Origin of the sequence: Paenibacillus pabuli NBRC 13638 (assembly GCF_001514495.1) — a bacterium.
Lineage (GTDB): Bacteria > Bacillota > Bacilli > Paenibacillales > Paenibacillaceae > Paenibacillus > Paenibacillus pabuli.
The window spans coordinates 39,414-66,391 of record NZ_BCNM01000027.1; the positions used below are offsets into that span (position 1 = coordinate 39,414).

Sequence of the window (26,978 nt, forward strand, 5' to 3'; positions counted from 1 at the left end):
GCATTGAATTATAGGGGGACGTCATGTTTAATTTTAAATCCAAATCAATTCTGTCCATTTGCACGTTATTCATTATACTTACGCTTGTTCTTGCGGGCTGCGGATCAGGACAGACGACTGAGAATCAGGAATCCACTGGAACGGATTCAGCTCAGAATGAATCAACGGATAGTGAAACACGTGATTATGAGACGGATAAAGGGAAGATCACCATTCCTGCACATCCGAAGCGCATCGTGACCGATTACTACGGAGGTGAAATCCTGTCTGTAGGAGGTAACCTGATTGGCGTGGAGCCAAGTGCTTTTGACAATCCGTTCATTAAGGACAAGCTAAAAGATACCGCAGACGTGGGTTATCCGGTTAACGTGGAAAAGACGCTGGAATTACAGCCTGACTTGATTGTTGTGATGTATGATGATAACTACGAGGAACTGTCCAAAATTGCGCCAACCGTACATATCCCATATGGCCCAGCGACAGATATCTACAAGACAGTTGAGCTGTTTGGTGATTTGATCGGTCAACCGGAGCAGGCGAAGGCGTTCATTGCCGAGTATGAGAAAAAGGCGACTGAGGGACGCGAGAAGCTGAAAGGCATCGTGGACGAAAATACAACCGTTGGTTTGTACGAGTTGACAGACAAAGGTGACCTATGGACGTTTGGTGATAATGCTGGCCGAGGTGGGCAAGCCGTCTATAACGCTTTGAAATTGAAAATGCCAAACAAAGTGAGCAATGATAATCAAACTGCTCAATTATCATTGGAAGTACTGCCTGAATATGCAGCGGATTATATGTTCATGACCGTGTACGATCCCGAGAAAAAGGGAGATGCATTGAAGGATTTCAAACAGTCCAACGTATGGAATGGTCTGGATGCGGTCAAGAATCACCGATTCTTCGAGAATGATTTTGACACATTCTATCGATATGATCCGATTGCGATTACAGCCCAGATTGATTTGTTTGTTGATCTGATCACGAAGAGTGCTGAACCAGGCAAATAAATAATGAGCAACAACATGGTTACGGTTAATGTTAAATTAACGTCTAACCCTTAGGAGTAGTCATTACTGACTATTTCCATAGAAAATGAACCTGTCTTGGGCTTCGGCCTGGGGCGGGTTTTTTGATGTGAAAAGTAAAAAAGAAATACGTTAATGTCATATTGACAATATCAAATTTGTTTGTTATCATTTCGATAATATCATAATGACATTATTAAGAAATGGGGAATGAGCCATGTTTGGATTCCGATTCGTGAAGTTTCAGCCCAGTGAATATGTAATGAAAGTGAAGAATGGTCAGGTGCAGCGTCAAGGTGTCGGTTTATCCTTCTATTATTATGAGCCGACAACGTCGGTCGTGGTTTTGCCCGTATCTTCGGTAGATGTGCCGTTCATGTTCGAAGAAATAACAGCCGATTATCAGACGGTTACCGTTCAGGGTCAGCTGAGCTATCGCATTGTCGATTATATGAAAATCACCCAAAGCTTGAATTACACGTACAATTTGCGTAAAAACAGATACATCTCCGATGACCCTGGCAAGCTGGATCAGCGTGTAATTACAACCGCCAAAGTGCTAACCAAAAAACACCTGGAACAAATGCCGCTGAAGGAAGCCATTCAATCCAGTGAACGGCTGGCAAGCAGCATGAAGCGGGAAGTGGTGCAGAGTGAAGAACTGGAGAAACTGGGCGTAGAGCTAATGAGTCTGTCCATCCTCGCCATACTGCCTAATAAAGAGACCATGCGTGCATTGGAAGCACAGGCGCGGGAAGAAATTTTGCGTCAGGCCGACGAGGCACTGTATGTACGTCGCAATGCTTCCATTGAACAGGAGCGCAGAGTGAAGGAGAACGAATTGAATACGGAAATTGCCGTTGAGACGAAGAAACAACAAATTCGGGAAACCCAATTGCATGCCGAACGCTCGGTGAAACAGAAGCAGAATGAGATGGAACAGGAGCAGCTCCAGTTCAATACAGCGATGGAGGAACGGAAGCGGCAGCTTATTGAATTGACGATCGCCAATCACAATGCCGAAGCTGATGCGAAAGCGTATGAAATTGCTGCTGTAATGAATTCATTACAGAATGTAGAGCCGAATGTGCTGCAAGCGATGGCCAACATGGGCATGAATTCAGATAAACTGATTGCCCTTGCGTTCCAGGAACTGGCCGAGAACGCCGGGAAGATTGGACAGTTGAACATCTCGCCCGATCTGCTGCAAGGACTGATGACTCCTCAGGCAAGAGAGCAAGGAGGTCGTGCACGATGAGACGGGGTAAGGCAAGCAAACCGATAGCGTCACACCCTGTTGCAGAAGAGCGAATGACCGAAAACAAGCTGATTCTGGTCAAACGCAGAACAAGGCTGGAAGAATTGGTAGTACGGTATAATACGGTCCAGCAAGCCCAATTCTATATTGAACGTCTGGGAGCAGACTTTAGTGATTATCTGGAGGAAGACAGACGTTATCATCATGCCGTGCAGCAGGCCCAGCAGCAGCTCAGCCCGTTGGGCCGGGTTCAGACGATTGATCGCGAGCATGTGCCCAACTTTATCTTTGGAGCACAGGACATTGTGGTGGTGATCGGACAGGATGGTCTTGTTGCCAATACACTCAAGTATGTAACCGAGCAGCCGCTCATTGGTGTGAATCCCGATCCGATGCGATGGGATGGCGTCCTGCTGCCATTTACCGTGGAGGATCTAAGCTTCATTATTCCCGATGTTATTCGTAAACGGCGCTCCCTGAAAGAGGTGACTCTGGCAAAAGTCGAGCTGAACGATGGGCAATATCTGTATGGCGTTAACGATCTGTTCATTGGCCGGAAGACGCATGTCTCCGCCCGTTATGAGGTTCGTTTGGGTTCCTCCGTAGAGCAGCAATCCTCCAGTGGTGTAATTGTATCTACCGGAATGGGGTCCACGGGGTGGTTTAAAAGTGTGTTAACAGGCGCCGCCGGAGTCGTGGGCTCAGAAGCATGGCAGCTCATCCATGGACAGAGTGCCTGGAAGCAAGGCGAAAACCATTTCAATGCTGACGCGAATATTCAGCGGGAAAGGCAGTCAGAAACGAATCGCCCTGCAGCCACTTCCGCCCAGGGAGACATGAATGATCTGAATCAATTCAGTTGGAATGCACCGTTTCTATACTTTACGGTACGTGAACCCTTTCCCAGCCGGACGACGGGGGCCAATCTGGTGTTTGGACAGATTCATCCAAAACAACCTTTACGGATCGTATCCCAGATGCCGGAGGATGGTGTTATTTTCAGCGACGGGGTAGAACAGGACTTCCTCGAATTTAATTCCGGGGTGGAAGCAACGATTGGCTTGGCGGAGAAACGTGGACGATTGGTGGTCTGACCCTTTATTTCCAAACCGTTTTTGACTAGAATGGTAAACTAGATGTGAAGCCATGTTTACAGAACGGAAAGAGGGTTGACAATGCAATCGATATTGCTGGTTGAAGATGATGCCAAACTCGCAGGGTTGCTGGAGGCATATCTGATCCGAAATGGTTTTCAGGTGCAGACTGTAACTGATTTCCGACATGTATTGGAGGAATTCGTGGAATTTGGACCGGATCTGGTGCTCATGGATGTGAATTTGCCCCAGTTCGATGGATATTATTGGTGCAGACAGATCCGTACACATTCCATCTGTCCCATTCTGTTTATTTCGGCTCGTGACAGCGGTATGGATCAGGTCATGGCGCTGGAGCACGGGGCGGACGATTATATTACAAAACCTTTTCAATATGAGGTTGTTCTGGCTAAAGTTCGCAGTCAGCTGCGCAGGGCATATGGGATGTATGCAGCTGTACAACAAGAATTGAAACTGAAGAATGGAGCCATGCTGTTATATCCCGAAAGATATGTGCTGGAGTACGATGGCCGATCCGTGGAGCTCACACAGAAGGAATCCGTTTTGGTCGAAGCGCTGATGGGCAAGGCAGGTCGGGTTGTTGGCCGGGAGCGGTTGCTTGAACTCATGTGGGAAGATCAGCATTTTATTGATGATAATACGTTGAATGTGTATATTACACGTGTTCGCCGCAAGTTGAAGGATCTGGGTGCTGAAGAGATGTTGGAAACCGTTCGGGGAGCGGGCTATCGCTTGCTGGATCTGGAATCATCTTCTCAGGAGGGCCGGGAATGAAGCTATTTCTGAGAGACCATCTCCCTTTATTCGGATTCTATGTACTGCAGATGGTCATGGTTCCTTGCGTATATTGGCTTTCCGGGGAAGAGCGGCCGTTGAAAATTGTTCTCTATGGCATGCTGCTGAGTTCTGTAGTATTGGTTGTGTATCTCGTCGTACGTTATGTTCAGATGCGTCATTATTATCAAGCGCTCCAGCAGCCGCATCTCCTGGTAGAGGAGCCATTTCAATCCCTAGGTACCACTCCTGTAGCGGAAGCGATCCAACAATGGATGCACGAACTGGAGCGTAATCGTCAGAACGAGATCGGCCAGTTGCATACCCGTAAGGAACAGCAGGTTGTATTCATGAACCGTTGGGTCCACCAGATGAAGACCCCGCTTTCCATTATTCAATTAACACTTGAAGATGTGGAGGATAAGACAGCTGCCAGTATTCAGGACGAACTAGATAAGCTGCGTAAAGGACTTGAGATGGTGCTGCATTCTTCCCGGCTGGAGCAGTTCGAAGGGGATTTCCGAGTCGAGCGTCTGTCATTATCCGAGATCGTTCGCAGCAGCATTGCGGAGAATCGGCGTTTGTTTATACGTAAGGGCATTACCCCGGCGATCCAGATGGAAGATGATTTTCACATATACAGTGATTCCAAATGGTTGCGGTTCATGTTTACCCAGATTTTGACCAATGCCGTCAATTACTCCGATAGCAAAGCAGGCAAAAAAGTTATCATTACCGCCTACATGAAAGAAGGACGAATTATATTGGATATTCAGGATCAGGGGATTGGCATATCGGCAGAAGATATTCATCGTGTGTTTAATCCATATTTCACTGGAGAACGGGGGAGGCAGTATCACGAATCTACCGGCATGGGACTGTATCTGGTCCGGGAGGTCAGTTCGCGTTTGGGTAACCAGATTGAGTTATTCTCCAAACCGGATGAAGGAACACGGGTCCGATTCAGCTGGATGAATCGAAAATAAAGGCACTTTGCCCATGGGCGGGGTGTCTTTTTCCATTTTCCATGGATGGACAGGGGATGACTAATGGAAGGGGAACATAACCTTAAACGCCGTGTAAGGAAAGTTTAAGGTAAATCGATAGCAGGGTTGTGGTAGGTCGTTTAGGATAAGGATATGTAAACAAAGATTGTTCAATAGGAGGGGAAACACCTGTGGAAATGTTACAAGTTTCAGCACTAAACAAAGTGTATCAGGGCAAAGTTCAGACACAAGCCCTTAGTGATATTCATCTGACTATTAAGCAAGGTGAATTTGTTGGGATTATGGGACCATCGGGCAGCGGGAAAACGACTCTGCTCAATATGGTGTCGACCATTGATGAGCCAAGTTCGGGCAAGGTGCTGATTAACGGCATGAATCCGTTTGAGATGAAAAAGAAACAACTGGCCATGTTCCGACGCCGGGAACTCGGGTTTGTATTTCAGGATTTCAATCTGCTCGACACCCTGACCGTTGCTGAAAATATAGTACTGCCATTGACGCTGGACAAGGTTAAGCTCAAAGAGATGGAGAGCAGACTTCATCGAATCACCGCTCAACTTGGAATCGATCATATTCTGGATAAACGCGTTTACGAAATCTCGGGCGGACAACGGCAGCGTACGGCCATAGCCAGAGCCATGATTAATATGCCATCGATTGTATTAGCCGACGAACCGACAGGTGCGCTGGATTCAACATCATCGCAAGCGGTAATGGAGTCGCTCGAACAGATCAATCAGCAGGAGAAAACGACCATTATGCTGGTCACCCATGATCCGCTCGCTGCAAGTTATTGTCATCGGATTGTGTTTATCAAGGATGGCAAGCTGGCCGCTGAAGTACACCGGGGAGATAATCGTCAGACATTCTTTCAACGTATTATTGATACCTTATCGTTCTGGGGAGGGAATTCGCATGAGCTTTCCTCAGTTCGCGTTTAACAACATTCGCCGGAATGGGCGAGCGTATATTGCTTTTTTTCTCAGTAGTGTATTCATGGTGATGATTTTCTTCGCTTACGCGATGTTTACCTATCATCCATATGTGAAAGAATTACCGATGGGTGCAACAACCGCTACAGGTATGCAGGTAGCTTCGGTTATCGTGTATGTATTTGCATTTTTCTTTGTTATGTATTCCATCAGTGCTTTTCTTAAGTCACGAAACAAGGAATTTGGCATTCTGACCATACTTGGTGCTGAACCTGGACAGATTCGGAAACTGGTCGTTATGGAAAACATGTTGATCGGCAGCCTGTCCATTATTGCCGGCATAGGCGGAGGCATGTTGTTGTCAAAGTTGTTTCTGATGTTAACCACTCGTTTTATCGGGATGGATGACCTGCCCTTTTATTTTCCGCTCAAAGCGATTCTGATTACGGTAGGCGCCTTTTTGCTGCTGTTTTTCTGTATTTCGCTCTTCACACTTTTTTTGATCGGGAACAAGCGGGCATTGGAGCTCTTGACAGGTACCAGTAAACCGAAAAAGGAGCCCAAAGCTTCATGGTTCTTCTCACTCTTGGGATTGGCATTTCTTACAGCGGGCTTCGTTGCACTGCGCAGTGAGCTGAATGGCGGGACCATATTGATTGCGGCAGTAACAGGTATTGCGGGAACCTATTTCTTTTACTCCCAACTCTCCGTTCTTGCCATTCGGCTCCTGAAGCGTAATCGCAAACGAGTTTGGCACGGAACGCGATTGTTGTGGATTTCGGAAATGAGTTACAAAATCAAAGACAACGCCAGAATGCTGTTTATGGTGACGGTTGTCATTGCCATTGCTTCCATGAGTGCAGTTGTGATTTTGTCTCTGGATCAGCAGAACCGGGAACAGTTTACAAATAATGATTTTCCAATCCAATACAATGTATACGAGCCATTGGATCGTCTGGATCTGACATCAATAGATTCGAGCCTTGAAGCCGCAGGCTTGGATTATCAGCAAGTTTACCTGGAATATTTCTGGGCCGATGCGGATCAGAGTGCTGTGTCAGTCATGCCGCTAAGTCATTACAATCGATTCAATGCAATCCAAGGAAAAAAGGAGTACCACTTGGATGCAGAATCAGTGATTTTCGTGGATTCCCGTAATGATAAGGATCCGGACCAGATTAAACGAAACAGGTTTCGGAATTATGCAAAAGGAGACACGTTGACGTTAATTCTGAACACAGGTCCAGTACAAGCAAAGGTTACGGCTACGGGCATAGAGCCCAGGTTCGCAAACCTGATCTATGCGACAGGCGTTGTCGTGGTTCCGGATGAAAAGTACGAAGCAATAACACATGAGGTCAAAGAAAATTATATATCGGGGAAATATTTGTATCAGATTCCGGCTTGGGGCCATGCTGTGCCTGATCGGCAATCTTCGGAAGCCATGGTTAGCGATCAATTGCTTTCGTCCGTGGATTCAATCCAAAACGATAACCCTTCAAATGATAAATACTCTGGATATCTGAGCACGCGATACGGAGATTTTGAGAGATACAGACAGGGGACAGCGCTCTTTACCTTTTTGGGCGTTTTCATTGGATTGATTTTTTCAATCTCTTCCGCCAGCTTTCTGTATTTCAGGCTGCACACGGACTTGGAGGCTGATGGGAAAATGGTACATTCCTTGTCCAAAATGGGTCTCAGTTTTCAGGAAATGAAAAGATCATCCACAATTCAGATCGCGGTACTCTTTTTCTTCCCAATCCTGATCTCAATTATTGAAACACTCGTTGTCGTTAAGCCGTTTCTGACTGAATTCGGTATTACCAATTACACCGTTCCGGTATTAACCGTATTTGGTGCATTTCTGCTTGCACAGACGTTTTATTTCTTCGTGATTCGTTCGAGATATATCTCTTCATTGCGCAAAATGATGGTTTAATCCGGAGTCTGGTTACGCTGGAAAGGGACCGATCATGAAACATAGCCTGGAATCCTTGATTTAGATCAAGGAGATCCGGGCGTTTGTGCGTTATGATGAATCCATCCCAAGGTTAATAGAAGGAGGAAAACAATCATGAGTATTAAATCATTGCAAGATGTTAAGGAGTTTAGCCCGGACCGTTTTACCAAACGGGTTTTATTTCAAGAGGGGGGTGGAGTTACCTTTGTACTTCATTTTCTGCCAGGGCAACAGCTTCCGACGCATAAACATCCAGGCACAGATGTTATTTTGCTAGTGGTCGAAGGTGCAGGCACACTTATTCTGGATGGAAAAGAACAAGGGGTGAAACAAGAGGATGTAATTCATTGCGGCGGGGAGACGGAGTTCGCATTCCATAATACGGGGGATCAGGAGGTTCGTTTGTTCGTTGTGTTAAATAAGGTGCCAGAAGCTTCGTACGCGAAGGACATCTAAGTAACAAAACAATAAAAAGCGTACTTGGGCCTGAGATCCTCAGAGCTTAAGTACGTTTTCTAGTAAGCAGCTTGGCATCCTGTTCCTCCATCCGAGTTACAGCCATTCCTGCTTAGAAATATCCGAGCATTTCCTTGGCTTCTTTCGACATCAGTTGTGGAGACCACTGTGGCTCCCATACCACTTGAACTTCAATATCGGTTTTATTTGTATTCTCCTGCAATACCCACTTCACCGCACCTACAATGGTGTCGTGCAGCGGACATCCGGGTGTCGTCAACGTCATTCGCACCTGTACACGTTCTGGCTCTTCCTTGACTTCATAGACCAAACCCAGATCAACGATATTAACACCCAGTTCCGGGTCATATACTTCCTTCAGGCATTCTAGCAAATGAGTTGTTTGTTCCATCCTTTTCACGCTCCATTCCATCTATTAACGTTTGAACACCAATGCAATATTGGCTATATAAGCGATTGAGATAAGCGACAACATCGTTCCTCCGACCATCATGACCTCTGCCAAATTAATTAAAATGCCACTGACAAGCAGCAAGCTTGCTGTGACCATGGCGAGCAGCCCCCACTTCACCTTTTTTTCGCTCAGCATTCCAGCCATCAGCGGTGTTCCAGGTCTGCCAGCCATCTTGCCATACTTATGGGTCCACCATAGAAAGGGTACGATTTTGGAGGCGTAACCCAGTATGGTGAGTGACACCCATCCCCCGAGATATACCCACCCGGAAAGAAGAACAACGCGCGGATGCAACAGCAGTTCCGTACCTTGGGCAGAATAGATCAGCAGGGCAACAGCATATGCGGCAAAGGCGCGACTTACATACACCGACCAGCGAATGCCTGGCCCCGGATTACTTTTATGCTGCTTTTCCTGGATTTGCTCCAGGTGGTACACATAGAAGAGAAGTGCTGCGGTTAGAAGCAAGAGCGCGAACCAGAGCAAGCCATCCTTCATACCTGTCAGAAATGCGACAACACCTGTAAGTACAGCCGCATTCCATAACATCAAGACGACCTTCTGCAACCGGTTCGAAAAATCGTGGGACAGGTAGAACATCGGCAGCATCTTGTAACTGAATCCGGTAATTAACATACCGAACCAGCCGAGTGTTCCCATCCAGATATGTGCCCCGAATAAACGTTCATGCAGACCACGCCACTCACCAAAAGCAAAATCAAGCCCCATCAACAACCCGGACAGTCCGGTTAACACCAGATATAGACAGGCGCAGGCAGCACTAATCGTCACGGGGTTCCATTGTGAAGCTCGGAAGAGGGTAACGGCCATGTTCCAGCCGAAGAACAATAGGCCACATAGTGCAAGTGCGGCAGAACCAGCAATCCAGCTGACCTCTGCCCGAATGAAGCCGTATAACATACCCGTAATTCCAATCGTGAACAAGAAGTAATGACAATAGCCGAGAAACAGACTATAGATATTGGACTGTAAAATGACATGTATCAGCTGATAAACGGCACCCATGGCCAGCATCGTTGCCCACCCGAGCACAAACAGATGAGCATGAAACCAGCCTTCAGGTCCTCGCAGTTCATCACCAAGCCAGCCTGTGAGCGAGAGCAGGGAGAATGCGTGATACATTACAAATCCAAAGATGCCCGTGATGATAAAAAGAAACGGCAGCCTGGACATGGCTTTCGCCTCCTTACCCTTTTTCAATTCTCACTTTGGCTGTCCCATCCGGCTGATCCTCCACCGTGTAGAGACAACCCAGATTATTGAGCTCTTCAATCAAAAATACGGGCACACGGTCATTGTGAATCAGCACGACTTCTCCTTGCTTGCAGCGCTCCAGTGCGGCAAGTGTTCGCATCATCGGCTGCGGCGGTTCCAATCCGCGGTTGTCCAGTACAACGGTTGGAATCTGAGGAGATTCGTTGTTTTCAATTGCGCCGGCTTGCTCCTTCGGATGCCCCTTGCAGGAATCTGATTCATCGTCTGAATCGGGTTCCGAATTAGCTTCTGATCCAGATAAAACCATTGCAGATAATGCCTTTGCACCGGTTTTATTTTTTTTGTGCACAAAAGTGGTTACCCAGTGATCTGATCCCATTCGTTCCGATGTGCTGGAGTACCCTTTCATTTTGAGAATACCGAGCAGGGGCTTCGGTTTAAATGGCGCATGCAGTACGAACACATCGGAAGGCTTGAGTCCTTTGACCGTATCCATAATTAGCTGAAACGGATCCAGCTTTTTATTCAGATGTGAACGTACATCCAGCTCAACAATATGAATGTCAGTTGGAGACATATGCGCCCACATCCGATCCTGTATCAGCTGCATCAGCCTGTTGAACCAACTTGAGAGATGATTCATACAGGGCGGCCATGCCACCGTACAGCGTATAGAAGAATGACTCTGGCGCATCGAGGGAGAAGGACAGATAGGCCTTGGGGTCCATTCCAAGCATACGCTCAAAAAGTCTTGCACTGTCATAGGCATAAAAACAGAAATGAGTATATTCGAACACAGGCATTTTCTCGTAAATAGTGATGATCTCTTGCGCATAGTCCACCTGCTCGCGCTGTGCCATTTGAATCATGGCTGCGGCATCTTCCAGCCGCAGGGTGATGCGAAGTTTGGTGTCATCCATAATCTCAACGTGCGCCATAGCGGCTCAGCTCCAATCTATAATTTGCTGATTTTAACCTGGAACGTTGTAGGCCCCTGTTCAATATACTCCCAGTTAAAACCTTCGGGATGTGTAGATTGGAACTGGAACCGGAGCGGTTTGGGATCGTGATCATTAATGAGAAGCATCGCTTCTTGGGGCTGCAGCTGATCAAACGTTTCGAAAATAACTTTATGTTTCAAATGCGGTGGATACTCCGTGGCATTAATGGTTGCTGCGTATGTGTTCATGTGTCATTCCTCCAAATAGGGATAGTGTGGTGTTGCAATTTGATTATAGAAAACGTGAAAAGGGGTCTGTGTGAGCCTGCTCACACATTTCTTTTTGCCATAATTTTGCCTTATTTCAATCCGTTCACGCTGGGGAAGGAAAATTCAGGGTATACCCTAATGTAAATGTAACCTTTGTTTCACTTCATGTGATTTTTTGCACAGTTAGAAGATCAAGTCATCCTTATATTTAGCGTCAAGATGACACTGGATGAGAGGATGGAGGGTTGCCTCCCTCAGCCGATGTTAGGACAGCACCCTAGAGTAAGGGAGGTACGTGTATGGAATCAAAGTTAATGGACCCGTTCGGAAGAGTACATGATTATCTGCGAATCTCGGTTACGGACCGTTGTAATCTCCGCTGTGTGTACTGCATGCCCGAAGAAGGAATGCAGTTTGAGCCGACTGAGCGCATTCTCTCCTATGAAGAAATTACGTCCATCGTCCAGGCACTTGCTCCACTGGGCATACGGAAATTACGTTTGACCGGGGGAGAGCCTCTGGTTCGGAAGGGGCTGGATCAATTGGTTGCGATGTTATCCGATATTCCAGGGATTGAAGACATCGCATTGACGACGAATGGCATATATTTGGCAGCTTATGCGGATCTGTTGAAAGCCGCGGGCCTTACCCGGGTGAACATTAGCCTGGACTCATTAAAGCCTGAACGATTCGCAAGTATTACACGAGGTGGTAAAGTGCAACGTGTGCTGGAAGGCATCAAGGCCAGCCAAAAAGCCGGATTTCATCCGATCAAACTGAATGTGGTGCTGATGAAAGGCGTAAACGACGATGAGGTGGCTGATTTTCTGCGTATGACCCGGGATGAACCCATTCATATTCGCTTTATAGAGTACATGCCCATAGGTGAAAGTGGGGAAGGCTGGAGATCAAGTTACATGCCACTCGAACATGTGCTTGAAACCTGTGGAGCATTATGGGACTACGAAAGCTGTGGTGAAGTTTATGGCAATGGTCCCGCAGATAGCTACCGCATTGTGGGAGCGGCTGGAACCTTTGGATTGATCCATCCGGTGAGCAGTCATTTCTGTGGAACCTGCAATCGGCTCAGGCTGACGGCAGACGGAAATATCAAGCCGTGTCTTTATTGGTCAGATGAGTTCAATGTTCGACCACTTGTAGGTAATGACAAGGCGGTGCAGGATTTATTTTACAAGGCGCTCGGAGCCAAACCCGAAACACATGACATGCTAAAAGCCTTAAACGGGCAACAGATCGACGGCACGCCAACACTGCGACATATGTCGCAAATCGGAGGATAGCAACAACAGATGTTCAAGATTCACACTCGCATCAACAGGTCATATTTGTGGGAGGACAACGATGAGCAGCAAAAGCATGCCTTGGATGGGCAAACTCAAATATTTTGCCAAACGTGAAAAAAGTGCGGAGGGCTGGAGCGAAATGTCTCCGGTTAACCGGGATTGGGAAGATGTCTATCGTCGCCGCTGGCAGCATGACAAAGTGGTACGTTCCACGCACGGAGTCAATTGCACAGGATCATGCAGCTGGCAGATTTATGTGAAGGATGGCATTGTGACCTGGGAAACGCAGGCGACGGATTACCCTTCAACCGGGCCGGATATGCCGGAATTTGAGCCGCGTGGATGTCCGCGTGGAGCGAGCTTTTCGTGGTATCTATACAGTCCGCTGCGTGTCAAACATCCTTATGTACGTGGTGCACTGCTGGATCTGTGGCGTGATGCACTTCAAACGCATGGTGATCCGGTTCAGGCTTGGTCCAGCATTGCGGATGATCCTGTCAAAGTAAAAAGATACAAATCCGTACGCGGCAAAGGGGGACTGATTCGTGCTTCCTGGGGAGAAGTTACCCAGATTATCGCAGCTTCTCTGATCCATACGATTAAAGAATACGGACCGGATCGAATTATTGGTTTCTCGCCGATTCCGGCCATGTCGATGGTCAGTTACGCAGCAGGATCACGGTTCTTATCCCTAATGGGATCACCTTTGCTCAGTTTCTACGACTGGTATGCCGATCTCCCTCCGGCCTCACCTCAGATCTGGGGGGATCAGACGGATGTACCGGAGAGCAGTGACTGGTACAACTCGGGATACATCCTCGTCTGGGGCTCCAATCTGCCAATGACCCGGACACCGGATGCCCACTTCCTGGCCGAAGCACGTTATCGGGGAACGAAAGTGGTGTCAATCAGTCCGGACTATGCGGAGTATGTGAAATTCGCGGATACGTGGATGTCGGTAAAACAAGGAACGGATGGCGCTCTGGCGATGGCGATGGGCCATGTGATCCTGAAAGAATTTTATATTGAGAAGCCTACGGACTATTTCATGCAATATGCCAAACAGTATACAGACTTTCCAAACCTGCTGATGGTGGAAGAAAAGGACGGCGTATACACAGCGGGCAGATTCCTTGTAGGGGAAGACCTTGGCGTCACAGGCAATAACATGGCATGGAAAACACTCGTATACGATGAAAACAGTGGGACTTATGCAATGCCCAAAGGAAGTTTGGGTTTCCGTTGGGGTGAAGAAGGCACATGGAATCTCAAAATGGAACAGGTGGAAAACGGTGAGCCGATTGATCCTAGACTATCGATGCTCGGGGTCCACCATGATCTTGTAACGATTCAACTGCCATACTTCGATGATGAGGGAAAACATATCATGCAGCGGCAGATTCCTGTACGTCAAATTCAGGTCGGAGACAAGTGGATTACGGTCACAACGGTATATGATCTGGTGCTTGCCAAGTACGGAATTGAACGTGAAATGACCCGTTCTGCCGATTCAGCAGAACTTGTAACTGGTGCAGAATCGTTGAGTGTACGTACGAATAACAGTCGAAATGACATGTTGCAAGGCCAGCATGACAAACCGTTTACTCCAGCATGGCAAGAGAAAATTACCGGAGTGGACCAAGAAACCGTTGTTCAGATCGCACGCGAGTTTGCACAGAATGCCATGGATACCAAAGGTCGTTCGATGATTATCATGGGAGCCGGCATTAACCACTGGTACAACTCCGATGTTATCTATCGCGCCATTATCAATCTGATTCTGATAACAGGCTGTCAGGGTGTGAACGGCGGCGGCTGGGCCCACTATGTCGGTCAGGAGAAGCTGCGTCCGGCTGAAGGTTGGCAGACAATTGCGTTTGCGCGTGACTGGACCGGGCCTGCACGTTTGCAGAACGGAACATCTTTCTTCTACTTTGCCACGGATCAGTGGAGGTACGAAGAGACTCAGGTAGGCGAGCTGACCTCAGCGCTTGAGGGTGAACCCCGGTTCCAGCACGTGGCTGATTATAATGTCATGGCTGCACGTATGGGCTGGCTTCCTTCCTATCCGCAATTCAATCGCAACTCGATTGATCTGCATCAGGATGCACTGCAAGCGGGAGCCACGACGAAGGATGAAATTGGTGCTTATGTGGCTTCCGAATTGCAGAACAAAAACCTGAAATTTTCGATCGAGCAACCGGATGATCCAGCAAACTTCCCGCGTGTACTGTTTGTCTGGAGAGCGAATCTGATCTCAAGTTCGGGCAAAGGGCATGAATATTTCCTCAAGCATCTGCTCGGTGCAACGAACGGACTCCTGAACGATGACGATCATGGACTCCGCCCTGAGCATGTGGAATGGGTGGATGAAGCACCGGAAGGCAAGCTTGATCTGATGGTTAACATGGATTTCCGTATGGCAGGTACAGCGATGTATTCCGATATTGTGCTGCCCGCAGCGACCTGGTATGAAAAAAGCGATCTGAGCAGTACGGATATGCACCCGTTTGTTCATCCATTCAACCCGGCTGTAGCCGCGCAGTGGGAATCCCGTTCGGACTGGGATACCTTCAAGGAAATTGCGCGAGTGTTCTCGGATATGGCTGCACAGCAGTTTGATGGGCCCCAGAAAGAGATCATTGCGACTCCGCTCCTGCATGATACACCGGATGAGCTTGCTCAGCCGTATGGAGAGATCAAAGACTGGAGCGCTGGGGAATGTGAAGCGATTCCTGGTAAAACGATGCCGCATATTCAGGTAGTGGAACGAGATTATGCTGCCGTGTATAACAAGATGATCAGCCTGGGACCTGTCGTGAAGGATAAACCGATGGGTACGAAGGGCATATCCTGGTCAGCCAGTGAAGAGTATGAGAAGCTCAAAGGCATTCTCGGTGTGAACCGCAAAGAAGGGGTTGGGCAAGGTTGTCCTGATCTGAGCACAGATCGTAATGTAGCGGAGGCCATCCTGACCTTGTCCTCAACAACGAATGGCAAGATGGCTGTGCGTGCATGGGAAGCGCTTGAACAGAAAACCGCCCTGCATCTGAAAGATTTGGCTGAAGAACGGTCAGAGGAATGTTTTACGTTTGACGAGATCACCTCCAAGCCCAAAACGGTCATTACCTCACCTGCATTCAGTGGATCTGAAAAAGGCGGACGTCGATATTCACCATTTACGACGAACGTGGAGCGTCTGATTCCATGGCGTACGTTGACGGGCAGACAGCAGTTCTACATCGATCATGCGATGCTCCGGGAATTCGGAGAGACACTCGCGACATTTAAACCTGTGCTGAAGCACACACCGTTCCATCCCAAGAGCAAACGTCCGATCGAAGGTGGCAAAGAAATTGTTCTGAACTACCTGACACCGCATAACAAGTGGTCAATCCACAGTATGTACTATGATGCACTGCCAATGCTGACCCTGTTCCGGGGTGGCCCGACCATTTGGATGAACCACGAAGACGCTGAAGAAGCCGGGCTCGTTGATAATGATTGGATTGAATGCTTCAACCGTAACGGAGTTGTGGTTGCCAGAGCTGTAGTAACGCACCGTATTCCTCGTGGCATGGCATTTATGTATCACGCCCAAGACCGTCATATTAACGTTCCGGGTACGAAAATATCACAGACACGTGGGGGTACACATAACAGTCCAACACGTATTCATGTGAAGCCAACCCACATGATCGGCGGTTATGCTCAGTTAAGTTATGGTTTCAACTATTATGGCCCGACAGGCAACCAGCGTGATCTGAACGTCATCATAAGAAAACTGCAGGAGGTGGATTGGCTTGAAGATTAAAGCCCAAGTCAGTATGGTCATGAATCTGGACAAATGTATAGGATGCCATACATGTAGTGTTACATGCAAAAACACCTGGACGAACCGTCCAGGTGCAGAATACATGTACTGGAACAATGTAGAGACCAAGCCAGGCGTGGGTTATCCGAAACAATGGGAGGACCAGGAACGTTATCGCGGTGGCTGGGAGATGAAGAACGGCAAGCTTGAGCTGAAATCAGGTACGCGTGCAAGACGTCTGCTCAACATTTTCCATAACCCGGACCAGCCAACCATTGATGATTATTACGAGCCATGGACCTACGAGTATGAGAAACTGACGAACAGTCCGGAGAAAAAACATCAGCCTGTAGCCAGACCCAAATCCCAGATTACCGGTGAATATATGAATTTGGAGTGGGGGCCGAACTGGGAGGATGATCTGGCAGGTGCTCATGTAACCGGGATGGAAGATCCCAACATGAAGGGTGTCGAGGAATCGATCAAAATGGATTTTGAACAGGTATTCATGATGTACCTGCCACGGATCTGTGAACACTGTCTTAACCCGGCCTGTGTATCTTCCTGTCCATCTGGAGCGATGTACAAACGGGAAGAAGACGGGATCGTGCTGGTCGACCAAAATGCATGCCGTGCATGGAGATTCTGTGTGTCGAGCTGCCCGTACAAAAAAGTCTACTTCAACTGGCAGACGAACAAAGCCGAGAAATGTACATTGTGTTTCCCACGGATTGAAGCAGGGTTGCCAACGATCTGTTCCGAAACCTGTGTGGGGCGTATCCGTTATATCGGTCTGATGCTCTATGATGCAGACCGTGTGGAAGCCGCAGCATCGGTTGAAAATGACCAGGACCTCTATGAATCCCAGATGGATATTTTCCTTGATCCGAATGACCCTGAGGTGGTTCGCGAAGCTCGCGAGGCAGGCATTCCGGAGGATTGGATTATTGCAGCACAGCAGTCGCCCATTTATAAAATGGTTATCGACTGGAAAATTGCGCTTCCGCTTCACCCTGAATACCGCACCATGCCCATGGTCTGGTACATTCCGCCGCTTAGCCCAATTACCAATCGTGTGGAGGGACAGGGGAGTTCCCTGGAGGCCAACGATATTTTCCCGGCGATTGATAATATGCGTATTCCGGTGGAATATCTGGCCAATCTGCTGACGGCTGGAGATGCGGGGCGAATCCGTGAAGTGCTGCGAAAAATGGCAGTTATGCGTATCCATATGCGTAACCAGCAGACTGGAAAGACCAGCGAATCGGCATTGCTGGACAGAGTGGGCATGGATGCACAGGAAGTGGAGGATATGTACCGGCTGCTTGCTATTGCAAAATACAATGACCGTTTTGTGATTCCGCCGGCTCACCGTGAGGAAGTGGAAGATCTCTTCAGCGAACAGGGCAGCTGCGGACTTGATTTTGCAGGTGGTCCAGGTTCTTGCGGGGTATTCTGATGGGAGAGGAGACAACGACAACGATGACGATGGATACGAATGAAGGAACAGGTCAGTCTCTGGTTTACGATACGGATACGAGAAGAATGGTCTGTAAACTGATCTCCTACCTGTTGCAATATCCCGATACAGAGTGGAGAGAAGGTCTGCAAGGGGTTAAGGAGGCGGTCCAATCCATTTCGGATACAACGCTGAATCAGATCCTGTTGACATTTGTAGATGAAGCATTGACCGTTAACTCGATTCAATGGCAGGACTCTTATGTTCGCACATTCGATTTTGATAAAAAGTCGAACCTCTATCTCACGTATGCCCTTCATGGAGATGAACGGGATCGTGGCCCTGCTTTGATTGAATTGAAACGCAGATATGAAGCGGCGGGATTTTATATGGAAGTAAGTGAATTACCGGATTATCTGCCGATGGTGCTTGAATTTGTAGCCGAGGCTCCAGAGGAAGCTGCTATGGGCGTGCTCTCCAGCTGTCACAAGGCTTTGGTTTCGATGACAGAGAGCATTACAGGACAGAGCAGCCCCTACGGACCATTGCTCAGCCTCATGTTACAGGTCATACCTGAGCCTGCTGCCCCTGACGTACCGGAGCAAGCGGAAGCCGGGAACCAACAGCCTGAAGATCTTAACCAGATTGCAGCACAGATGAGGAGGGGCAATCGGTGAGTACACTGGAATTGTTATTATGGGGAGCTCTCCCGTACATGGTCATTGTGTTCTGTGTTACAGCGACCATCTGGAGATATGTGACGAATCCCTTTAGTTGGACGTCCAAGTCCAGTGAGATGCTGGAGAAACGTATGCTGAGATGGGGAAGTCTGCTTTTCCACATCGGCATATTCGCTGTCATCTGTGGACATATCGCGGGTTTGCTTGTTCCGGTGGAGTTCTATCGCTGGATTGGGCTTAGTGACGAAGGTTATCACTTGATGGCTATCGCAGGAGGGCTGCCTGCAGGGATTATTGCTTTTGCAGGTGCAGTTATTCTGCTGGTACGCCGGTATGTTGCTCGCAGAGTGCGGGCAACGAGCAGCATCGGGGACTGGCTGGCACTTGCCATGTTGATCATTGTCATTGTAACCGGTATTCTGGCGACCTCTGCCAATGCAGTGAATCACACTGGTTTCGACTATCGGACAACAATTAATCCGTGGTTGCGCGGTCTAATCGTATTCCAGCCTGATCCGGTTCTGATGCAGACGGTACCGATGAACTTCAAAGTACACATCCTGCTTACATTTGCGCTGTACTGTGTATTTCCATTTACGCGTCTCGTTCACATGTTAAGCATGCCGCTGGGCTATCTGAAACGCAGTTATGTGCTGTATCGCAGAAGAGATGGAGCTGTGTATCCGGATCAGGAACAAAAAAAGGAAAGGGCGATGTAAATGCAACAAAAAGGTAAGGTTCAGCTGCCCTTGCAAACGGCAAGTCTGATTCTTGGTTTCATGGTATGGGTGATCCTGTCCTCCCTGATGCCATTTATAAAAGAGGATATTGCTCTCACATCATCCCAGCTTGCATGGGCGACAGCTATTCCTGTATTGATTGGATCGATTGCTCGTATTCCCATTGGCTATTGGACGAATCGATACGGAGCACGCAACATTTTCATGATCAGCTTTGTATTGCTGCTCGCGCCTGTATGGTGGGTTAGCCGTGCGACATCATTCAATGATCTGGTCATTGGTGGATTGTTCCTAGGTATTGGGGGAGCTGTCTTCTCGGTTGGTGTAACTTCACTACCCAAATATTATCCCAAGGAGCGCCATGGCTTCGTTAATGGAATTTACGGCATTGGTAATCTGGGGACGGCATTGTCGGCATTCGGAGCACCGCTGATCGCGGATCGTATGGGATGGTCCGCGACCGTTCTGCTGTATAGCATTCTGTTACTCGGAATGGCTGCGCTGAACTTTGCCTTGGGGGACAAAAAAGAAATCCGGGTGAATGCTCCTCTTATGCAGCAGTTGAAAGCTGTATCAAGTAATAACAAACTATGGCTGCTCTGTTTGTTTTATTTCCTGACCTTCGGTTCGTTCGTCGCCTTCACGGTATACTTACCGAACTTCCTGGTCACCAACTTTCAGATGGACAAAGTCGATGCGGGTATTCGTACCGCAGGATTCATTCTCGTGGCTACCATCATGCGGCCTGTTGGCGGCTGGCTGGGAGATCGATTTAATCCGTTCAAAATTTTAATGTTTGTATTTGGCGGGTTAACGATCGCTGCAATCGTGTTATCTTTTGCACCATCGTTCTATATCTATACGATTGGGTGTCTGACTGTGGCACTGTGTGCAGGTACAGGCAACGGTACCATTTTCAAACTAGTGCCGATGTATTTCGTTAAACAAGCAGGTATCGCAAACGGAATGATCTCGGCCATGGGGGGTCTGGGCGGATTCTTTCCGCCGTTGATGCTGACTTTGTTGTACAGCATGACAGGACATTATGCCATTGGTTTCATGGCTTTGTCCCAGATCGCGTTAGTCAGTCTGGTCCTTGTGATCTGGATGTTCTATCAGGAGAAGCTTCAGCTCTCTGCAAGCATACTGGAGAATACCATTGAAGCAATTCTGATCACAGATACGAACAGTGTAATTCGTTCCGTGAACCCGGCCTTTACGGCGGTCACCGGTTATACTGCTGAAGAGGCGGTTGGACAGAAGCCAAGTCTGCTGAAATCAGGCAAGCAGGATAAACGCTTCTATGACCAATTATGGCTGGAATTATGTGAAAAAGGATACTGGCAGGGTGAGATTTGGAACCGGAAGAAAAACGGAGAGATCTATAAGGAATGGCTGAGTATTACCGCGATCCGTAACGAAGCCGGCGAAATAAAATATTATGCAGGCATGTTCAGTGACATGGGCAAGCCGAATCTCTCGATAGCCAGATAACGATTTTTGGTGAATGTGCATACAGCAAGGGACCTTAACATCAAGTACAGAGGTTAAGGTCTTTTTGCACATACGTATTGGTGCAAGGCTTGGTGCGCAACTCTACAATGGCCCGCGTGCAGTACAGTAAAGGAGAGAATCGGGGGTGATGATCTGGGATCATGTATCTCTTTGTTGCTTCAACCCTTGCAAATCATGAATGATAATCCGGCTGCGGTCTACTTCGAGCAGATTATCCTTCGTCAGTTGATTTAGTAACCGATTCGCTGTTTCCCTTGTTGTTCCGATGGAATTGGCGAACTCCTGATGTGTCATGGGCAAGTTAATGATAATTTGGTCTCCATCCCTCCGTCCGTGCTGTTCTGCGAGCATTAAAAGGAAGGAAAGTACCCGATTGCGTACATCCTGACCCGAGAGGACCTGCAATTTATCTTGCAATTCTCGTATTTTGTCTCCCAGAACACGCATGATTTTGATGGCAATCGATGGTGTGCTCAGCATTAGTCGTTCGAAAAGTCTGACAGGGATGGCCAGTAGTTCGGTAGGGGTAATCGCCTCGGCGGTAGCCGGGTAGGGATGAGAGTTAAAAAAGCCGGTGTGTGGGAACATATCTCCTGTTTTGAGGAAAGAGACGATCTGTTCATGTCCGTTTTCATCGGTTTTATAAGCTTTTACAATGCCGGTACGAATAAAAAAGACAGCTTCTTTTTCGCTACCTTCACTGAAAATGACCGTTTTCTTGTGAATGCTTCGAGAAATGGCGATATCTTCAACCTGTTTCAATTCGTCTTGGCTAAGGTCTTGAAAGATGGGGAACTGTTGGAGAAATTCTGCTGCTGTATCTTTGTTTACCCGGTTCATGCGAATTCATCCTCTCTGTGTCATGTATCGTTCTGTATTTTGGCATCATTTAAATGAAGGAGGTTAATTGTGAAGTGAAAACCAATACCCATGCAATTGTGATTCCTCATGAACATGGCGGCTGGGCCATGGTTAGTGTACCTTTTCTGGTAGGTGTGGTTGCAAGTGGGCCGCAGTGGCTGCATGTGCCCTTATTTATAGCCTGGCTTGGACTATATCTAACCGCGTATCCCTTGCTGCAGTCACTAAAAAGAAATGCTAATCGCCAGCGTTTGTACAGATGGGCTGCCATCTACGGTTCAGTGGCTTTGATCTGTCTTATTCCACCGATTCTGGGTCAGTCCTCGCTGTTATTCTTCGGCCCGGTTTTGTGCGGATTGTTGATTGTAAACATCTGGCATGTAAAACACAAAGCAGAACGATCGCTTACCAATGATCTGTGTGCCATGCTGATGTTCTCTCTAGGGGGAGCGGCTGCTTATCTCATTGGGGGCGGGCAATGGGACTCCCGGATGGCCATCGTTGTTTTGTTTTCCTTTTTACATTTTACAGGAAGTACGTTCTTTGTGAAATCGGTCTTTCGGGAACGAACCAATAAGCGCTGGCTGATGTTAACTCGGTTGGTACATATCCTTCTACTTCTTATACCGATCGTTATCGGGTATCCATGGATGGCCTTGGCGTATATCTATTCCGCTACACGCGCCTTCTTATATTCAGGAAGAACAATGCGCCCTATGAAGGTCGGGATAATCGAAATTATTGGAGCGGTGCAGTTCCTGCTCTGGTCTATTCTATTGTAATCCACATCATTTCATCATAGCGTGATTTTTGAACATAACAGGTGATATAGATCACAACGCCACAGGATTGTTTTTGATGGATCAGCCGGGGTTAATGGAATGATAGAACATTATTAAACAAGAGAGGGGTCGGCCCGGATGTGGACTGCATTCATGTGGGGCGGCATCTCTGCCTCAGCGGTTGTCATAGGTGCACTGGCAGCGCTGTTCCTGAAGATACCCAGACGAATTATTGGCTGGATTATGGCGTTTGGGACAGGAACATTAATTGGTGCTGCTACCTTTGAACTTCTTGGAGATGCGCTGAATGATGGAGGGATGATACCTACAGCCATTGGTTTTACGGCAGGTGCCGTCGTGTATACCCTGTTCGATCTGCTCATTTCTGCAAAGGGAGGGGCGGGACGCAAGCGTTCGGGGAGGAAAGAAGGCACGAATCAAAGCGGGCTTGGAATCTTCGCCGGCACTGTAATGGATGCCATACCGGAATCCATTATGCTTGGCGCTAGCTTGCTGGCCGGTAACGGTGTCAGTGTGGTGCTGGTGGTATCTATCTTTGTCAGCAATATTCCCGAAGGGTTGTCCAGTACGGTCGGACTGCAGGGCAGCCAATATAGTCGAGCAAAAATCATGTTGATGTGGCTCAGTGTGCTGCTGATCTCCGCGTTTGCGGCACTGGGTGGATATCTGTTCCTGGAGCAGCTTCCCAAGGAGATGGGGGCGGCTATTGGTGCATTTGCAGGGGGCGGAATCATTGCCATGATCTGCTCAACCATGATGCCAGAGGCCTTCGAGGAGGGCGGACCTGTTGTGGGGTTAATTGCATCCATGGGGTTGCTTGTATCACTGTTGCTGGATATCTGAATGACCTGTTGAATGTAGACGACAAAAAGGCCAGCCAGAATATTCTGGCTAGCCTGATCCTACGAAAGAGTATCTGCGCAGAAAGGTTTCTGAAGCATGGATACTCTTTTGGTTTGTTAATATGTATACAGAAGATTAATGATTACTGGAACAGCTCCCACCGCAACCGCAGGCTTCTTTACCCATTTCCTTGGTCTCCGGCAGACGGTTTAACTCCACGGATTTCGTAAAATAGTTGCTGATCTGCTGATGCAATTGGCTGAACTCACGCTGTGCATAGATGAATCTACGAATGAGGGGATGATCATACAGCGCACGTTCTTCCTCTTCATACACCTGGATTTCGGATGCGAGCAATTCAATGTTTTGCCGTTCTTTTTCTTCGAGTGCCTGATGTTTCTCCATAAAACGCTCATACTGAGCAGTGGCCTGTTCATCTGCGGCAAACTGATCAATCATGTCCCGCATTTCCTTGTAGCCTTCATCCTGTAACAACAATGAGCATAACTCCTGCATTTTATGCATGATAATCTGTTTGTCCAATTTAACAACTGTATTCATATGGTATACCTCCCGAGGTTCTTTTCTTAACTTTATACTGTCAGGCTAAGGTTCACTGTGATGATACTCACATTGATTGTTAAATATATAACATGTGAGGGTGAGACAACTCTTTTCAGCACGAAATCATCTTTTGGAGCTGATCCAGCTGAAGAATAAGAATACAGTTTCCTGTAACCTGAAGCAGCCCCTGATTCTGCATGACAGCCAGTTTGCGGCTCAGTGTTTCGGGTGTGATTCCAAGCAGCAGGGCCATATCTTTCTTGAAAACAGGCAAACGGATCTTATGCCTTGCATGATTTCGGGTGTGGAAATACATAAGCAGCTTGGCTACCTTCTGCTCCGTGGTCATCGCACTCAGGGAACTGTTCCATTCATCTGTTTCACTGAGAAGGTCGGAAATGGCCAGCAGGAAATGATAAGCAAGCTTCGGATCTTGTTCGAGCAACGGGTCAAAATCATGTTTGCTGATCGAGCAGATGGCCGAGGGCTCCAGAACTTCGGCGTTCGCGGTATGTGGTTTCTGGTGTAACAACGAATCTTGTCCGAAGAAATCCCCGGGGAACAGAAAACGGATAATATGCTCCTTACCATTCTCATTGTATTTAGATAACTTCACACATCCCTGATGAACTACGTACAGCGTGTCCGAGTGTTCGCCCTCCTGGACGACATACTCTCCTCTATCATACTTGCGGGAGTGCAGGAGTGAGGTTAACAGGACAGATGCTTCTGGGCCAAGATGTTGAAACAGAGATACTTTGGAGAAACAGGCATCCATCGCTTCGTGCGCACAGATCATCGTTGATCACCTCGAATGATTCAGTATGGGTTATAATCGTTGCCATGTTTCAGTGCGACATCGCTGGCCCGCCGCCATGATCCAGGCCATCCTTGGTCACACGGAGCACAGCCGAAGCCCCTTTGGCAACATGGTTGAATTGATGGGTTACAATCGGATAATCGCCTTCCTCGGTCACGGTGAATTCAACGACGGCTCCTCCGCTTGCGGGCAGCATAACGGTCTGCATTCCATATTGAATATTTCGGGGATTTCCATCGATATACACACGGTCCATTATCGTACCCACCACATGGAAGGAGGAGACCTCATTGGGTCCGGCATTGCTCACATATATTCGAACGATATCCCCGACCTTGGCCAGCAAGGGCGACTCCTTCAGCCCATAATCATTGCCGTTAAACACGACATAATCCGGTTCCCCGTTCAAAAAGGCCTCGTAGTCATGCTCTTTGTACCATTCACTCTGCACGAGTGTATATTCACGATCAATCAGCTGATCGGAAGGATATCCGGCCTTGGGTTCGACAATAATCATGCCATACATCCCGTTGGCGATATGAGCAAGAACCGGTTTGGTGCCGCAATGATACATAAATACGCCGGGTGATGAGGTGTCATAAGTGAATGTACCTTTTTCGCCTGGCATAACGTCCACAAACTTACTGCTTGGTGAGGCATGTACGGCATGAAAATCCATGGAATGGTGCATACGGGTATCTTTATTTTTCAAGGTGAAAATGAGGGTATCTCCCTCCGTAACACGCAGGACCGGTCCAGGAGCCGTGCCGTTAAAAGTCCATGCATTGTAGATCACTCCTGCAGAGATTTCGATATCGGTGACCTGGGCGGTCATCTCAATGTACACCTTAGAACCTTCTCTGCGAATGATCGGATCAACGGGTGGATGACTAATTGACGCTGTGGACACTTCACTGTGCTGAACAGGATTGATCGATTCGGAAGAACTGCAATGAGAGAGCACGGCGGTGAGTAGGGTAAGCACTAAAGACAGTTTGGATAAATTCAACCCGGAGAACATGAGAACACAACCTTATCCAAGTGATATATTTCACAAAAAGAGAGCTGGAATGGCTTCTTTTAGATATAGGATACGATATGAAAGCGAGAGCAGGTGTGATGCGCAACACACTTGCTTTGTTGGAACGATGGCAACCTAGTGCATATTGGATGTTTGGAGTGCAACGCTTCTCTGGGAGATGTTGAAATTACAACAGCGTCAGCCATGGACTAGAGAATAATGTCCTGGGCTGACGCTGTTATATTAAACTAATATTGATTCACAGCCATTTCGTATAAAGATCTGCGAGGGATTGTATCTCATTATACAGCAGGCCGGCATGGTAACCGTCGCAAACGGCATGATGGAATTGAACAGATAGTGGAAGGAGTATCTTCTTGTCAGAATGAATATATTTCCCCATTGTAAAGATGGGTAGTAGATAGGTTCCTTCGTTATAGATGTTCAGATTGAAGCTGGTGAAATTGACCCACGGAATACTAGAAATGGGGAAGGTATTTGGTGGCTCATTTGGTTTTACAACAAACTGTTTAATATTTCCGTACTTATCCATATCATCAAGATATCGACTGTAGAAATCATTAAAATCTTCACTGTACAACGTCCACATACTTGAAAAAGTCTTATCATCATCATGGAAAATGGTAAAGCTAGGCGACATTTTGTCCCAGTAACCTAATCTGCCCTCGGAATCCAGACTGGTGCGATACTCCCTGTGACGGTTCACTACCGTTGTGATCATGTGGATTAGGGCTGGATAAAGTTTAATCCCCTTATTCTTAAGTTCTGCTTGCAACCGGGTAATGTCAATATTAGCCGTCATACTATAGGTGCATCTAACATGGTTTATATAATGTTCGTAATAGGGTTTTCTACTCCAGTTCTCTACGTCAATTCGATTAAAAATCATTAATGATAACCTCCTAAAAATGATATTGAATTCTTCATTTTAGGAGGTGTATTTCACTGATTTAACCATATCCTTATCACAATCCTAAGCATTTATTTTGATGACTAACACCACATCGAATCGGGTTCTTGTCTTTTGTTTCCCATTGAAATACTCATGACCAATTAATCTCTGACTTAGAGTATACACT

Annotated in this window: 26 protein-coding genes; 16 read left to right on the forward strand and 10 right to left on the reverse strand. The window is 47.5% G+C overall.

Features of this window, described 5'->3' with window-relative positions:
* The first annotated feature begins 23 nt into the window (after positions 1 to 23).
* From PPA03S_RS27830 to PPA03S_RS27865, 8 genes are all read left to right on the forward strand, one after another.
* Complete coding sequence (locus tag PPA03S_RS27830; protein WP_062328464.1) at positions 24 to 1,010, forward strand: iron-hydroxamate ABC transporter substrate-binding protein; 987 nt, start codon at positions 24 to 26, stop codon at positions 1,008 to 1,010.
* Positions 1,011 to 1,245: 235 nt separating this feature from the next.
* Complete coding sequence (locus PPA03S_RS27835) at positions 1,246 to 2,286, forward strand: SPFH domain-containing protein (RefSeq protein ID WP_062328467.1); 1,041 nt, start codon at positions 1,246 to 1,248, stop codon at positions 2,284 to 2,286.
* Positions 2,283 to 3,380, forward strand: coding sequence for a diacylglycerol kinase catalytic domain-containing protein (locus tag PPA03S_RS27840; RefSeq protein WP_062328470.1), 1,098 nt, complete (start codon positions 2,283 to 2,285; stop codon positions 3,378 to 3,380). Before PPA03S_RS27835 ends, PPA03S_RS27840 begins: the two co-directional genes overlap by 4 nt.
* Positions 3,381 to 3,461: 81 nt before the next feature.
* Entirely contained in the window at positions 3,462 to 4,175 is a 714-nt protein-coding gene (locus PPA03S_RS27845; RefSeq protein ID WP_062328474.1) for a response regulator transcription factor, read from the forward strand.
* Positions 4,172 to 5,161 (forward strand): sensor histidine kinase, encoded by a 990-nt coding sequence (locus PPA03S_RS27850; RefSeq protein WP_062328477.1) that lies wholly within the window; start codon positions 4,172 to 4,174, stop codon positions 5,159 to 5,161. The genes PPA03S_RS27845 and PPA03S_RS27850 overlap by 4 nt, the downstream gene beginning before the upstream one ends.
* Positions 5,162 to 5,358: 197 nt before the next feature.
* Positions 5,359 to 6,123, forward strand: coding sequence for an ABC transporter ATP-binding protein (locus PPA03S_RS27855; protein WP_411835387.1), 765 nt, complete (start codon positions 5,359 to 5,361; stop codon positions 6,121 to 6,123).
* The gene (locus PPA03S_RS27860; protein WP_062328483.1) at positions 6,098 to 8,056 is read left to right on the forward strand and encodes an FtsX-like permease family protein; all 1,959 of its coding nucleotides are present in this window, start codon (positions 6,098 to 6,100) and stop codon (positions 8,054 to 8,056) included. The genes PPA03S_RS27855 and PPA03S_RS27860 overlap by 26 nt, the downstream gene beginning before the upstream one ends.
* Positions 8,057 to 8,191: 135 nt before the next feature.
* Positions 8,192 to 8,533, forward strand: coding sequence for a cupin domain-containing protein (locus PPA03S_RS27865; protein WP_062328486.1), 342 nt, complete (start codon positions 8,192 to 8,194; stop codon positions 8,531 to 8,533).
* 112 nt (positions 8,534 to 8,645) lie between these two features.
* On the opposite strand, the gene PPA03S_RS27870 is transcribed toward PPA03S_RS27865, so the two are convergent.
* Genes PPA03S_RS27870 through PPA03S_RS27890 form a run of 5 tightly spaced genes read right to left on the reverse strand, consistent with a single transcriptional unit; the run spans position 8,646 to position 11,433 of the window.
* Positions 8,646 to 8,945 carry a metal-sulfur cluster assembly factor gene (locus PPA03S_RS27870; RefSeq protein WP_062328489.1) on the reverse strand — a complete coding sequence of 100 codons (300 nt, stop codon included), beginning with the start codon at positions 8,943 to 8,945 and terminating at the stop codon, positions 8,646 to 8,648.
* Positions 8,946 to 8,969: 24 nt separating this feature from the next.
* Positions 8,970 to 10,229 carry a hypothetical protein gene (locus tag PPA03S_RS27875; protein ID WP_245683751.1) on the reverse strand — a complete coding sequence of 420 codons (1,260 nt, stop codon included), beginning with the start codon at positions 10,227 to 10,229 and terminating at the stop codon, positions 8,970 to 8,972.
* On the reverse strand, positions 10,216 to 10,821 hold the full coding sequence (locus tag PPA03S_RS27880; RefSeq protein WP_062328495.1) for a DUF2249 domain-containing protein: 606 nt from the start codon (positions 10,819 to 10,821) through the stop codon (positions 10,216 to 10,218). The genes PPA03S_RS27875 and PPA03S_RS27880 overlap by 14 nt, the downstream gene beginning before the upstream one ends.
* The gene (locus PPA03S_RS27885) at positions 10,808 to 11,182 is read right to left on the reverse strand and encodes a hypothetical protein (RefSeq protein WP_062328498.1); all 375 of its coding nucleotides are present in this window, start codon (positions 11,180 to 11,182) and stop codon (positions 10,808 to 10,810) included. The genes PPA03S_RS27880 and PPA03S_RS27885 overlap by 14 nt, the downstream gene beginning before the upstream one ends.
* A gap of 17 nt (positions 11,183 to 11,199) precedes the next feature.
* Positions 11,200 to 11,433: a DUF2249 domain-containing protein gene (locus tag PPA03S_RS27890; RefSeq protein ID WP_062328501.1), complete on the reverse strand. Its 234-nt coding sequence runs from the start codon at positions 11,431 to 11,433 to the stop codon at positions 11,200 to 11,202.
* A gap of 320 nt (positions 11,434 to 11,753) precedes the next feature.
* Between PPA03S_RS27890 and moaA the strand changes: the two genes are divergently transcribed.
* The 6 genes from moaA to PPA03S_RS27920 all read left to right on the forward strand — a co-directional run bounded on the left by moaA (position 11,754) and on the right by PPA03S_RS27920 (position 20,945).
* Positions 11,754 to 12,755: a GTP 3',8-cyclase MoaA gene (moaA, locus tag PPA03S_RS27895; RefSeq protein ID WP_062328504.1), complete on the forward strand. Its 1,002-nt coding sequence runs from the start codon at positions 11,754 to 11,756 to the stop codon at positions 12,753 to 12,755.
* A 61-nt stretch (positions 12,756 to 12,816) separates the two neighbouring features.
* Entirely contained in the window at positions 12,817 to 16,572 is a 3,756-nt protein-coding gene (locus PPA03S_RS27900; protein ID WP_062328507.1) for a nitrate reductase subunit alpha, read from the forward strand.
* Positions 16,562 to 18,031, forward strand: coding sequence for a nitrate reductase subunit beta (narH, locus tag PPA03S_RS27905; protein ID WP_062328519.1), 1,470 nt, complete (start codon positions 16,562 to 16,564; stop codon positions 18,029 to 18,031). The genes PPA03S_RS27900 and narH overlap by 11 nt, the downstream gene beginning before the upstream one ends.
* Positions 18,016 to 18,708, forward strand: coding sequence for a nitrate reductase molybdenum cofactor assembly chaperone (gene narJ / locus PPA03S_RS27910; RefSeq protein ID WP_062328522.1), 693 nt, complete (start codon positions 18,016 to 18,018; stop codon positions 18,706 to 18,708). The genes narH and narJ overlap by 16 nt, the downstream gene beginning before the upstream one ends.
* Complete coding sequence (gene narI, locus PPA03S_RS27915; protein ID WP_082704338.1) at positions 18,705 to 19,430, forward strand: respiratory nitrate reductase subunit gamma; 726 nt, start codon at positions 18,705 to 18,707, stop codon at positions 19,428 to 19,430. The genes narJ and narI overlap by 4 nt, the downstream gene beginning before the upstream one ends.
* Positions 19,431 to 20,945, forward strand: a complete 1,515-nt coding sequence (locus tag PPA03S_RS27920; protein ID WP_062328525.1) for a nitrate/nitrite transporter — start codon at positions 19,431 to 19,433, stop codon at positions 20,943 to 20,945. It abuts the gene before it with no gap.
* A gap of 159 nt (positions 20,946 to 21,104) precedes the next feature.
* Here PPA03S_RS27920 and PPA03S_RS27925 read toward each other — a convergent pair whose 3' ends face one another.
* Positions 21,105 to 21,806: a Crp/Fnr family transcriptional regulator gene (locus PPA03S_RS27925; protein ID WP_062328529.1), complete on the reverse strand. Its 702-nt coding sequence runs from the start codon at positions 21,804 to 21,806 to the stop codon at positions 21,105 to 21,107.
* 74 nt (positions 21,807 to 21,880) lie between these two features.
* On the opposite strand from PPA03S_RS27925, the gene PPA03S_RS27930 reads away from it, so the two are divergent.
* Both PPA03S_RS27930 and PPA03S_RS27935 read left to right on the forward strand, forming a co-directional pair.
* Complete coding sequence (locus PPA03S_RS27930; protein ID WP_281189092.1) at positions 21,881 to 22,609, forward strand: YwiC-like family protein; 729 nt, start codon at positions 21,881 to 21,883, stop codon at positions 22,607 to 22,609.
* A gap of 138 nt (positions 22,610 to 22,747) precedes the next feature.
* Positions 22,748 to 23,473, forward strand: coding sequence for a ZIP family metal transporter (locus PPA03S_RS27935; RefSeq protein ID WP_062328535.1), 726 nt, complete (start codon positions 22,748 to 22,750; stop codon positions 23,471 to 23,473).
* A 135-nt stretch (positions 23,474 to 23,608) separates the two neighbouring features.
* On the opposite strand, the gene PPA03S_RS27940 is transcribed toward PPA03S_RS27935, so the two are convergent.
* The 4 genes from PPA03S_RS27940 to catA all read right to left on the reverse strand — a co-directional run bounded on the left by PPA03S_RS27940 (position 23,609) and on the right by catA (position 26,788).
* On the reverse strand, positions 23,609 to 24,034 hold the full coding sequence (locus PPA03S_RS27940) for a YlbF/YmcA family competence regulator (protein ID WP_062328538.1): 426 nt from the start codon (positions 24,032 to 24,034) through the stop codon (positions 23,609 to 23,611).
* A 115-nt stretch (positions 24,035 to 24,149) separates the two neighbouring features.
* Entirely contained in the window at positions 24,150 to 24,836 is a 687-nt protein-coding gene (locus PPA03S_RS27945; RefSeq protein WP_062328541.1) for a Crp/Fnr family transcriptional regulator, read from the reverse strand.
* Positions 24,837 to 24,885: 49 nt separating this feature from the next.
* Complete coding sequence (locus PPA03S_RS27950; RefSeq protein ID WP_068964274.1) at positions 24,886 to 25,878, reverse strand: multicopper oxidase domain-containing protein; 993 nt, start codon at positions 25,876 to 25,878, stop codon at positions 24,886 to 24,888.
* A gap of 259 nt (positions 25,879 to 26,137) precedes the next feature.
* Positions 26,138 to 26,788, reverse strand: coding sequence for a type A chloramphenicol O-acetyltransferase (gene catA / locus PPA03S_RS27955; RefSeq protein WP_062328544.1), 651 nt, complete (start codon positions 26,786 to 26,788; stop codon positions 26,138 to 26,140).
* Positions 26,789 to 26,978: the final 190 nt, after the last annotated feature.